Genomic DNA, 11,515 nt, shown 5'->3' with positions numbered 1-11,515 from the left:
ACCAAGGGGTCCAGGTCACCAAAATCGTCATCAACACGATCGAAGTCGGCAACGCGCAGCAGACAACGAACACCAAGCGAGCATAGGCTCGTTGTGTCCGTTCATGCATTGGGAATCCTTTCCCTGCGGGGGCGACCAAACCGTTGACGTAAAAAAACCGTGTTTTCCGGACCCTTCGCGAGTCCGTTCGCTGTGTGCCGTCGGAAGCATCGCATGCTTCTGATACCCTGGACGCTAGCGTCCAGGGCTAAGCAGGAGGCTTTCGGCATATTAGCCGTTTTGGCGCTAGCCACGGTTTTTATATTCCACCGGGGCTTGCGCAAAATCGGCAAATGGGGATCTCACCCGACCATTCCTGCCCTTCCTGCTTAGGCACGTCCGAATCTTAAGTTCATTGCCCTGCTTGCCGATAGGTCGTTTGGGAAAATTACAACATGTGGGCAAGGCTAAAATCACATTGGTTTCTAATCTCACTCGGATTGGTCTTTACCATCGGTTTCTTTGCTAGCGAAGCGCTGACTCCGCTATTGGAAATGACGACCCTTCGCAGCTCGATTGTATTTGTCGTAATGGGGGCGATGGGGATCACATTGCCCGCCCAATCGGTTCGCCAAAGTGTTCGCAAACCGCTGCCAACACTGCTAGCAATTGCAATCAATATCGTTGTTGTGCCGGTGATGTGTTGGCCAATGCGGGCGTATTTGCCAGCCCCGATCTTTGGCGGTTTATTTGTCGCCTCGCTGGTTCCATGCACATTGGCGTCGGCGGCGGTCTGGACCCGCAAAGCCGGTGGAAACGAATCAATCGCGTTGATGACCACCGTAGTTACCAATTTGGCCTGCATCGCCGTTGTCCCGATCGGCGTCGCTTTGGTGCTAGCAAAAAACACCGAGCTGTCGGTCACCGATCAGGTTTGGAGTCTGACGTGGGTCGTGGTGATTCCAATCGTGCTCGCGCAAACGATGCGGATGGCAGGACTTGCGGGATGGGCGGATCGCCAAAAGCTCCGCTTATCCTTTCTAGCCCAGCTCGGTATTCTGTCGATGGTAGGATTTGGTTCGATCGCCAGCGCCGCGGTGGCACGCGAAGCGATGCACGAGAATGCCTCGATGTTTGGCATTCGAATTGGCCAACTTTTGGCCTCGGTCGCAATGCTGCATGTCGCGGCGTTGATCTTTGGCGTGTTCGCGGCACGGGTGTTCCGAGCAGACCGCGAGAGCCAGATCGCGGTCGGGATCGCGGGCAGCCAGAAAACGCTGACGGTCGGGCTGCAGATTGCGATCGATTGTGGCGTCAGCGTGATCCCGATGCTGATGTACCATTTCACCCAATTGATCATCGATACGGTGATCGCAAGTCGCTGGTCGGATGCCAGCAAATCCAAAACGCATTCCAACGACGCAACCTCAAGCCGATCTTGATGAACAACCGCTCCTCCTATTCCGAAAAAACGCTCGAACAAGCCAATTTGTTTGCGACTCGGCTGACCAAACGAGCTCGCCATTTGCGGCGTTACCCCACGCGTCGCGGAATCACCTGCTATCGACTGTATGAACGCGATATCCCCGAGATCCCGCTGGTCGTCGATCGCTACGAAGACAATTTGCACATTACCGAGTACGAACGGCCGCACGATCGTAAACCGGACGAGCATTCCGATTGGCTCGATTTGATGGCAAAAACAGCAGGCGAGACGCTGGAAATTCCGATCGAAAACGTCTACTTAAAGAAACGCGAGCGGCAACGGGGAACCAAACAACACGTAAAGGTCGCCGAGACCGATTCGCGGATCGAGGTCCAAGAGGGAGGCCTAAAATTCCTGGTCAATTTGGCCGACTATGTCGACACCGGACTGTTCCTCGATCACCGCGTGACCCGGCAAATGGTTCGCGAGGTCGCTGAGGGTAAAAACTTCCTCAATCTGTTTTGCTACACCGGCTCGTTCAGCGTGTATGCTGCGGCGGGTGGAGCGGCAAAAACGACCAGTGTCGATCTGTCGAAACGTTATATCGAGTGGTCCAAAGTGAACATGCGGCGAAACGGTTTCGAGGGGCCCGAGCACCAGTATTTCGCGATCGACGCGGTTCAGTTCATCAATGAACACAAATCGGATGAACTGTACGACCTCGTCGTCTTCGATCCACCGACCTTCTCCAACAGCAAGAGCACGCAAAACGACTGGGACGTGCAGACCTGCGCCGTGCCGTTTCTAAATCAGTTGCTATCAATTGTCAGTCCAGGCGGCGTGATTTATTTCTCGAACAATTTTCGTGGATTCAAGTTTGATCCCGCCGAGGTTTCGGCGTCGTCGATCCACGAGATCAGCAACCAAACAGTTCCCGAAGAGTATCGAAATCGGCGAATCCACCGCTGCTGGCGGATTGTGAAGTAGCTGCTTGGCTCGTTTCTCGCAGGCCGATCCGTCATTTTGACCGTTTGTTTGATCCGGCCTACGAAAATTTACAACCAGGCCTCGATACGCTCGCGGCTGAATCGCTCTTTCGCTTTCTTGGCAAAATTTCCTAAAGTCCAGGGGTCTCTTTGCCGAAGGCATCTCGCGTTGATGGAGCGACGTTGGTTTGACCCGACTGCTTGCAATACAACTGATTCTCATGATCGTTGCGTTGGTGCATGCGCCGGCGGCAACCGCCGAGCCGCCGTCGATTGTCCAGCAAGAACCGGTCAAAATCGATGCTCAAGCGCTGAACGTCCTCGGTGGCGGCCCAGAACAATGGACCAGCCCCGAAGGTTTGGCGAGCAGTTTGCAAGTCTTGCTGCTGTTGACCGTGCTGAGTTTGGCGCCGGCGATTCTATTGATGACAACGTGCTATGTCCGCATCATCATCGTGCTCGGGCTATTGCGCCAAGCGATTGGGCTGCAGTCATTGCCACCGAGCCAAGTGATGACCAGCATCGCGATGTTCATGACGCTGTTTGTGATGACTCCGGTGTGGACACGTGTTTACGAAGACGCTGTCAAACCGTACACCGACCCCGACGTCGAAATGTCGATGGAAGACGCGTATGAAGCCGGTTCGATTCCGATTCGTGAGTTCATGTCCAACCAAATCGACGTGGCTGGCAATCACGAAGACGTTCATTTATTTTACGGTTACATGGACCCCGACGCGCCGCTGCCGAGCACGTTCGCTGACGTGCCGATGCGAGTGCTGTTGCCCGCATTCATTTTGAGTGAACTGAAGACCGCGTTTTTGATGGGCTTCCAGATTTACTTGCCCTTTCTCATTGTCGATCTCGTCGTCGCCAGCGTGACGATCTCGATGGGGATGCTGATGCTTCCGCCTGCGGTAATCTCGCTGCCATTCAAATTGCTGTTGTTTGTTTTGGTCGATGGCTGGCGTTTGGTGGTCCAGATGTTGATGGACAGTTTTGGAACTCTCGTTTAAGGCCTACGTTTGTGATTGATGCACCTTCCGCTATCGACCTCTGCCGAACCACATTGATGACTGCGGTCGTGATTGCGGCTCCGATGTTGATCGTCGGCATGGGAGCCGGATTGCTGATCGGATTGCTGCAAGCACTGACTCAGATCCAAGATCAAACGGTCGCGTTTGTCCCCAAGGTGCTCGCGATGGCGGCGGTGATGATTGCCTGTATGCCGTGGTTGATGAGCCGGATGGTCGAATTTACGCGAAATGTATTTGAGAACGCAGGGTCGCCGTAATGGAACCGACCGATTTTCCGTCGCTGGTCCAATGGGCAATCGATCATCTTGTGCTGGCGGTGCTGGTGTTGACGCGGCTCAGCACGCTGTTGATATCGATGCCCGCGATCGGCGTGGGAGTGCCCAAGCGAGTGCGAGCGTTACTGGCGATCGCGATCACGATGTTGCTGCTTCCGCCAGTCGCCGCCCATGTCGACAACGACTCGCTACCACGAATCGACAATCTGATCGAATTGACCATCGCCGTGGCTCGCGAAGGGCTGATCGGACTGCTGATTGGATCGACGATTCAGTTGATCGTCACCGGATTGCAACTTGCTGGCGAAACGATCACGGGTACCGGCGGGATGCAACTAGGTGACGCCGTGGATCCAACGACCTCCAGCAGCATGCCAACGCTGGCTCGTTTGATTGGCCTACTGGTCACCGCCGTGATGTTGGGTGTCGGTGGACACCGCATGTTGTTGGGGATATTAGTGGACAGTTTCGAAGCGATGCCCGCGGGAAAAATCACATTCGACGAATCGATGATGACGCTGGTGGTCGACCAGATGACCGCCGGAATGACCGCTGGCGTTCGTGTCTCGGCCCCCGTGGTTGCGGCACTGCTATTGAGCAACGTGTTGACCGGATTGATCAGCCGAACGCTGCCGCAAATCAACGTTCTCGCAATCGGGCTTAGCATCAACGCCTTGGCACTGCTCGTCGTGACCACGCTAACGATCGGTTCGGTCGGATTGATCTTCGAGCAAGAGCTAGCAGCCGCAGCCGCGAAAATCAGCAAACTCTGGTAACACAACAAAGGTGATCGCAATCAAACATGTCTGACAGCAGTGGTGACAAGAAGCATTCAGCAACTGAGAAGCGGCGAAGGCAGGCACGCGAACAAGGCCAAGTGGTTCGCAGCCAAGACCTGACCTCCGCCGCGTTGCTGCTGGCTGCACTGGCCGCACTGTGGATGCTTGGCGGGCCCGCTGCGGAAACGCTTGCCACCGCGTTGGCCGAATCACTGTCGACGCCTCGCATCAAGCCATTTGGAACCGAAGATGCCTCGCACTGGTTGTTGACAACCGGAGGCCGTTTGGCGATCGCTGCGACGCCGATGTTGTTGGCAATGCTGGTCGCCGGAGTGCTTGCCAACGTAATGCAAACGGGGCTGTTGATTGCACCAGAAAAAATCACTCCGAAACTCAGCAACATCAGCCCGCTGTCGGGAGCCAAACGCATCCTTTCGATGCAGGGTGTTGCCAAGATCGGATTTGGCTCGTTCAAAGTTGCCATCATCAGCGTCGTCGCCTACTACGCCGTTCGCAAATATCAAGATTCGATCCTCGGACTCGCTGCACTTTCGGTTCCTCAGATCGCGAGCGTGCTGTTTGACGCGCTGATCGGAACCTGCGTTTGGGTTGGCGGCGCGCTCTTCGTGCTGGCGATACTGGAGTACGCGTTCCAGAAATGGAAAAACGAGCAAGAGTTAATGATGACCGACCAAGAGATGCGTGACGAGATGAAAGAAACCGAGGGCGATCCGCAAGTCGCCGCACGCCGCCGCCAAGTCCAACGTCAAATGATGATGCAGCGGGTGGGAAGCGAAGTCCCCAAGGCTGACGTGGTCGTCACCAACCCAACCGAATTGGCGATCGCGATCCAGTACGATCCGACCACCATGCCGGCACCGATCGTGCTAGCCAAGGGGGCCGGAGTGATCGCGCAGCGAATCCGCAGGTTGGCGCTCGAAAACAGCATCCCGGTGGTCGAGCGAAAACCGCTCGCTCAAGTGTTGTACAAAACAGTCGACGTCGGCGAGTCGATTCCTGCCGACCAATACCAAGCGGTCGCCGAAGTGCTCCGCTACGTCTACCAATTGCAAGGCAAGAAGATTCCGAAGGCGACAGCGGCTTAGGAACCATTCGTCAATAAGTTCGTCATTAGAATTTTGTCGAAAAAATCATTTGCGAAGAAGTGTTTTCACCGTAGTGGACGAGGCAACGAGTCCCGTCACGTCACTAAGCCGCAGGGACTCGTCACCTCGTCCACTACCTTCCAAGCTTGAAACGCCAAAGTTATTTTCGAACGTTTTCCTAGTGCTTCCGCGGCCTACGGTTTTGCGAGTGAATTAGCATTAACAAGGTCCCGATAGGGACGTCAGGATGTATCCACGGCGTGAGCCGTGGGGTGTGCTTTCATTCAATTTAAAATTTACAATTGTCAATTTAACTTTTTCAGTTCTCCCAACTCCCAACTCCCAACTCCCAACTCCCAACTCCCAACTCCCAACTCCCAACTCCCAACTCCCAACTCCCAACTCCTCACTCCTCACTCCTCACTCCTCACTCCTCACTCCTCACTCCTCACTCCTCACTAATCGTAACCTCCTCCACTACGGCCCACTTTTTGCCAATAGGTGGCTAAAAAACGCGAACCGTTGACGCGGGCCCGCTTCTATAAGTATGATACTGCCATGAACAAGAACCTTATTCTCCTATCGCTGCTACTGCTGCGACGCTCCGGCGGCGGGTGATGAGGATTTGTTTGGCCACTTTTTAAGTGGCAAATTCAAAAACACATGAGACCCGAGTCGCCAAGCGACCCGGGTTTTTTTATTGTTTTCGCTACCAGACCCCTTATTCCAATAGGAACCACTGCGATGTCACAGTCCCCTGCGGGCAATGAAGCGGCCGAGAAACCTTCCCATTCGTCCGATTCACGCATGATCCGTATTTTTGACACGACGCTGCGTGACGGCGAACAATCACCAGGGGCCAGTATGAATCTGGTCGAAAAACTCGAAGTCGCTCAGGCACTGGCCGATCTGGGCGTCGACATCATCGAAGCAGGGTTCCCGATCGCATCACCCGGCGATTTCGAAGCGGTCAAACAGATCGCGCAAACCGTGCGTGGATCGACGATCTGCGGTTTGGCCCGCTGTAGCGACAAAGACATCGATGCGGCTTGGGAAGCAGTCAAGTACGCGCCGCAAGCACGGATCCACGTCTTTCTTGCTACGAGTGCGATTCACCGTGAATTCAAACTGAGAATGACGACCGACGAGATTGTCGATCGCGCTGTCGCCGGCGTACGTCGGGCGGCAAACTATTGCGATGACGTCGAATTCTCGCCCGAAGACGCTTGCCGCACCGAGCACGATTTCCTCTGCCGTGTCGTCGAAGCCGCGATCGATGCCGGCGCTACCACGATCAACGTGCCGGACACCGTCGGCTACACCAACCCCAAAGAAATTTTTAACGTCTTCAACATGTTGCGTGAACGTGTTCCCAATATGGACAAAGCGGTCTTGAGCACCCATTGTCACGACGACCTGGGGATGGCCGTTGCCAACAGCTTGGCCGCAGTCGAAGCCGGAGCCGGTCAGATCGAATGTACGATCAACGGGATCGGCGAACGCGCCGGCAACGCGGCGCTCGAAGAAGTCGTGATGGCGCTTAAAACCCGTCGTGACTTCTACCATTGCGATACTCGCATCGATACCAAACGATTGGTGCCCGTCAGCCGATTGGTCAGCAAGATGACCGGCATCCAAGTGCAACGCAACAAAGCCATTGTCGGTCGCAATGCGTTCGCGCACGAATCGGGAATCCATCAAGATGGGATGCTCAAAGAACGCAGCACCTACGAGATCATGTCGCCCGATGACGTCGGAGTCGCCAAGACCGACTTGGTGCTGGGCAAACATAGCGGCCGAGCGGCGTTGGCCGACCGAGCGAAAACGCTTGGATACACGTTGACCAGCGAACAATTACAAACCGTGTTCGATCAATTCAAACGGCTTGCCGATAAGAAGAAAGACATCTACGACGGTGACATCGTCGCGTTGATCCAGCAACAAATCAGCGGCAGTGTGGAACAGGAATGGACGCTGGTCGATTACGAGGTCACCAGCGGGACAGGCCGAACGCCCCAAGTCCGTGTCACGCTGCAACATGGTGACCGCGAGACTACCGAAGAAGTCGAACAGGGCGACGGTCCTATCGACGCGGCATTTTGGGCGGTCGAAAAGATCACGGGCATCGAATTGGTATGCAAAGATTTCCGAGTTCGCAGCGCCACACTGGGCCGCGACGCGATCGGCGAAGTCAATCTCGAAGTCGAGCACAAAGGTAAAAGCTACCGCGGCGTCGGCGCCAGTACCGACAGTGTCGAAAGCACGATCCTAGCGATGCTCAATGCAATCAACCGCATCATCGCCAAACAAAAATAAAATCGGCGAAGCAAATAACGGATGCCGTAGACGCCTTAAAAGAAACGCTCGAAAACAACATCGGCGTTTCAAATGTTCTCGGAAGAACACTAGCCCTACGGTGACGCTTTCAGGGTAGTGGACGAGGTCACGAGTCCCTGCGACCTCGTTGCACGACGGGACTCGTAACCTCGTCCACTACGGTAAGAACACCGCCTTCCAAATGATTGGCAACAAAACTCTAACGACGAACTTGTTGCAGAACCGTTCCTAATGGGGCAGGCAGGAAAATAACGAAAGCGGCGACTTTCTGCGGTATCCGATCTTCCTGCCCCCATCATCTTCCTGCCAAAACAACCGCCGACGTTGCTTTCAAAAAAACGTTCGAAAATAACTTCGGCGTTTCAAATGTTCTCGGTGCACGACGGGACTCGTAGCCTCGTCCACTACGGCAAGAACACTTCCTTCCAAACGATTGGCAACAAAACTCTAACGACGAACTTATTGCAGAACCGTTCCTGAGCGACTCGTTTTTGCGAACCGCGACGCGTAGGCGAGCGTCCGGCTTTGCGTTTCATCGCCTGACAACGTGGATGCCATCCGCCGACGCCAGGCCCTCACAACGCAGGCGTTCAAGCGGCGATTTCCTAAGCACGATTCTCCGATCGCAATCTCGCTCAGTTTGCTTGCCAATCAATTCGCCGCACCTTCCCACCGAGACTCTTCGTTACAAGTTCTCGGCGTGTTGCCTCATCCAGTGTCGGTGCCTCACGCAAATATTGGTCTAGAATTGGAGGGACGATCACTTTCAAAGCACGAGTGACATCGGTATCCGGCTTCAGCAGTGCCCGTCGGCTGCCGGTGGGGTCAGAGAAGCTGAAGTGGTTCGCGTCGTGGAACCACAGCAGATGCTTGTCGCCCTTTGGCATCAGCTTGAAAAAGTCTGCGTGAGCTTTGCCCGAAATGTCGTGCGTTCCGGAAATCCCGACAAACGGACAAGTGACTTTCGAGAAACTCTCTTTGTCGAAAAAGTTACCATTGGAGCTCAACGGGCTGAGGGCGATGCCCATTTTGATCCGAGGCTCAGTGAGGTCACTTTCGATGCCAACCGGTTTGACGCCACAGCAAACCATCGCGGTATAGGCACCGTACGAGTGGCCAAGGATAGCGATTCGCGATAGGTCGATACGCCCCTTGAATCTGGCGTCATCGCTGTTGAGCTGCTCGGCAAGGTCGATCGCGAACCGAACGTCCAGCGGTCGATTCTTCCTGGCCGTCATATCATTGCCACATTCCAACAACGCCTGCTTAAAGCCAAGCCCTTTGCTACGCATGCGACGGCGAATGTCATCCGTGTTGCTGGTGACGTGCTCCAGACACATGGCCACATAACCCTGTCTCGCAATCTCAGAGGCAATCGCATACATCGCATGGCGACTACCCGCCCCACCGTGCGAGACCAACACCAATGGCTGGGCGTCTTTTCGCTTCGGCAGGTGAAACGTCACCGGGACGTTGCGGTTGCGGGCTTCGTCAAAATTTCTCGGTTGATCAATAACCGCCTCTTGGCCAGCCCCACTGTGGTGAATGGCAAGAACGACAAACAAGAACGTTGCTGCAAAAACTTGGTGCTCAAACCGTTTCATCTTTTGTTTCTTTCAAACGAGCCTTATCGTCGGAGTGATCAGCCAACATCATATCACCGAAACCTCTTTGCCGCCGTGCCGAACGAATTCATCCTCCCGCAAACACCTGCGATCGCGGCAGGCGAGTGCCCCCCCAAACGCCGCACGCCGTTCGCTGCTTTCCAGGCAACCAAGGTTGCAGCAGGAACATAAGACGGGTAGGAACGTTTCATCTCCTCGTCTGGCATCAATCGGTCTCAACATCTTTTTGCCCCCTATGTTTGCCGGCTGTTCAGCATGGCGATTACCGAACGCAATTGACGAAGAGCCCAGCGCACAGCGAAGGACGAAAGCTTGCGTAAGTAACAGCCATTTTCGTTGAGTACATCACTTGATGATCACAAACACAAGTTTGGCAAAATGATTACTTGGCAAAATAATTTCCAGGATCGAGGTGGTTCGGCTTTTTAATCATTTTGCCCATCAATCATTTTGCCAGCCTTGACTACACCAGACAGGCAGAAGGTAGCCTGAGGTATTAGACCGGCAGCACTTTTCCAAGTCCGATAGGAACGACGGAAATCCGCATCAGCGCAACGCAGTGCAGCGCCGTTACATCCAGTCTAAATGCGTGGTACCTGAAAAGAGAAAATAGGTTAAAAGATGGTAGGTTAGAAAATGAGGGACGCATGAAAGCTTCTTCCTCATGTCCAGCATTGTCGGTCTCAACATCTTTTTGCCCTCCATATTTTTGCCGGTCCTTCAGCCGGGCGTTTGCCGAACGACATTTGGAATTCCCCGCAAAAATTGACACTGAGACGGTCTTAACGGGAAGGTAAGTGTTTCAGCCTGACGATCAGACTGAATTCAATGAAAGTGCTCGTGTTTAATTTTGTCTTGACCGAGGCAATGCTTCGGTCAGTCACATCCCAAGTCCTCGACGAATCTCTGCTCAGGGTAGACCCTGTCGTAGTCAACGCCAAGTTGCTCCGAAATGATCCGGCGCACTTTTAGAGCTCTTTCACGATCGACGCCGGGTGAACAGCGTCGGATGAATTCGTCTTCGGAGATGGGAGGCCACTTGTCCTTGGATGGGACGCTATCAGTTGCGTACCACAAGACAGCGAAAACGATTGCAACTAGTAGAATTCCAATCAGAAAAAGCATGGCGGTTCGGTCTTTGTGGCCCCGTTTCGAGTAGGATCATGCGCAACGGCTTACGCCTGCACACGAGCACGAGCACGAGTACGAGTACGAGTACGAGTACGATTTTTTCAATGGCAGAACCGCGGGGTTCAGCGGGGCCACGCGAACGCTCCACTACTTCAATAACGTCAGCTCGCGGACTCCGTGGCACCTCACAGTTCTGTCAAGTTGTATTCAATTGGTGGCGTCTCCGCTGGATACTTTCTCGCACTGTTTCCCAAACGTAGAGTCCGCAAAATGCCGCGCCAACAGCAATGACCAGCAGGGCTGCAAGCTGGATCGTGTATCGCGTTGCAAACAGCCATGACCGCGCTGAAAACACGACTGCTGATGCGAGTGTAAATGACAACAAAGACGAAACGCTGAATCGCAGGTCCAATCCAAGTCGGTTAAAAAGCGGTTTCGATCCACCGTAGGCACCGAAAATGAGCAGAACTGCGATTACACAATTTAGCACAGCCCCCGTTGGATGGAAAAACTTAAGGGGCGTCCCATCCCAAGGCCAGCGAGATGTAGTGGCTTCCATTCCGATTGCTGGGTCGTAACAGAGACGGGTTGCAAAGCCAATTGGCCAACCGTGTGTCCAGTTATCCCATGGCGGCTCTCCGCTGAAGTTGCCAGGACCATACCAACTAGGAGGCGTTCCAACGCAAGCGGCGAGATGAAGCTGGTAACCATCTAGGTTGAGGTAGACAATCGCCGTAAAAATGGTGAATGCGAAAGCGATCGACAGTCCATTCAGCTTACTGTATTGCATCGTGCTTGATTAACTCATTCGGCCGCGCGGATTGATTTGCCGGC

9 protein-coding genes are annotated in these 11,515 nt (G+C 54.2%); 7 read left to right on the top strand and 2 right to left on the bottom strand.

Annotation, left to right across the window (positions count from 1 at the left end; all coding sequences use genetic code 11):
• The first annotated feature begins 434 nt into the window (after positions 1-434).
• From RMSM_RS32575 to RMSM_RS32545, 7 genes are all read left to right on the top strand, one after another.
• The gene (locus RMSM_RS32575) at positions 435-1,421 is read left to right on the top strand and encodes a bile acid:sodium symporter family protein (protein WP_008707728.1); all 987 of its coding nucleotides are present in this window, start codon (positions 435-437) and stop codon (positions 1,419-1,421) included.
• A complete protein-coding gene (locus tag RMSM_RS32570) occupies positions 1,421-2,392 on the top strand; it encodes a class I SAM-dependent methyltransferase (protein ID WP_008707726.1) in 972 nt (323 codons plus the stop codon). Before RMSM_RS32575 ends, RMSM_RS32570 begins: the two co-directional genes overlap by 1 nt.
• Before the next feature lie 220 nt (positions 2,393-2,612).
• Positions 2,613-3,407 carry a flagellar type III secretion system pore protein FliP gene (fliP, locus tag RMSM_RS32565; protein ID WP_008707724.1) on the top strand — a complete coding sequence of 265 codons (795 nt, stop codon included), beginning with the start codon at positions 2,613-2,615 and terminating at the stop codon, positions 3,405-3,407.
• A gap of 14 nt (positions 3,408-3,421) precedes the next feature.
• Positions 3,422-3,685 carry a flagellar biosynthetic protein FliQ gene (locus RMSM_RS32560; RefSeq protein WP_390173747.1) on the top strand — a complete coding sequence of 88 codons (264 nt, stop codon included), beginning with the start codon at positions 3,422-3,424 and terminating at the stop codon, positions 3,683-3,685.
• The gene (locus tag RMSM_RS32555; protein WP_008707720.1) at positions 3,685-4,479 is read left to right on the top strand and encodes a flagellar biosynthetic protein FliR; all 795 of its coding nucleotides are present in this window, start codon (positions 3,685-3,687) and stop codon (positions 4,477-4,479) included. Before RMSM_RS32560 ends, RMSM_RS32555 begins: the two co-directional genes overlap by 1 nt.
• A 26-nt stretch (positions 4,480-4,505) precedes the next feature.
• Positions 4,506-5,588, top strand: coding sequence for a flagellar biosynthesis protein FlhB (gene flhB / locus RMSM_RS32550; protein ID WP_008707718.1), 1,083 nt, complete (start codon positions 4,506-4,508; stop codon positions 5,586-5,588).
• A gap of 744 nt (positions 5,589-6,332) precedes the next feature.
• On the top strand, positions 6,333-7,904 hold the full coding sequence (locus tag RMSM_RS32545) for a 2-isopropylmalate synthase (protein WP_008707717.1): 1,572 nt from the start codon (positions 6,333-6,335) through the stop codon (positions 7,902-7,904).
• Between the two features lie 656 nt (positions 7,905-8,560).
• Here RMSM_RS32545 and RMSM_RS32535 read toward each other — a convergent pair.
• On the bottom strand, positions 8,561-9,529 hold the full coding sequence (locus RMSM_RS32535; protein WP_008707714.1) for an alpha/beta hydrolase family protein: 969 nt from the start codon (positions 9,527-9,529) through the stop codon (positions 8,561-8,563).
• Positions 9,530-10,046: 517 nt separating this feature from the next.
• Positions 10,047-10,322, bottom strand: a complete 276-nt coding sequence (locus tag RMSM_RS40305) for a hypothetical protein (RefSeq protein ID WP_144058121.1) — start codon at positions 10,320-10,322, stop codon at positions 10,047-10,049.
• Between the last annotated feature and the right edge of the window lie 1,193 nt (positions 10,323-11,515).

It is taken from the genome of Rhodopirellula maiorica SM1, from assembly GCF_000346295.1.
GTDB classification, from domain to species: Bacteria; Planctomycetota; Planctomycetia; order Pirellulales; family Pirellulaceae; genus Novipirellula; species Novipirellula maiorica.
Note: the sequence above shows the minus strand (reverse complement) of the source record. Positions and strands in the feature narration are given on the sequence as shown.

What these genes read in the sequence shown, in the direction of transcription:
- flhB (WP_008707718.1), top strand. Translation starts at nt 4,506, where the DNA reads ATGTCTGACAGCAGTGGTGACAAGAAGCATTCAGCAACTGAGAAGCGG.
- RMSM_RS32570 (WP_008707726.1), top strand. Translation starts at nt 1,421, where the DNA reads ATGAACAACCGCTCCTCCTATTCCGAAAAAACGCTCGAACAAGCCAAT.
- RMSM_RS32535 (WP_008707714.1), bottom strand. Translation starts at nt 9,529, where the DNA reads ATGAAACGGTTTGAGCACCAAGTTTTTGCAGCAACGTTCTTGTTTGTC.
- RMSM_RS32555 (WP_008707720.1), top strand. Translation starts at nt 3,685, where the DNA reads ATGGAACCGACCGATTTTCCGTCGCTGGTCCAATGGGCAATCGATCAT.
- fliP (WP_008707724.1), top strand. Translation starts at nt 2,613, where the DNA reads ATGATCGTTGCGTTGGTGCATGCGCCGGCGGCAACCGCCGAGCCGCCG.
- RMSM_RS32545 (WP_008707717.1), top strand. Translation starts at nt 6,333, where the DNA reads ATGTCACAGTCCCCTGCGGGCAATGAAGCGGCCGAGAAACCTTCCCAT.
- RMSM_RS32575 (WP_008707728.1), top strand. Translation starts at nt 435, where the DNA reads ATGTGGGCAAGGCTAAAATCACATTGGTTTCTAATCTCACTCGGATTG.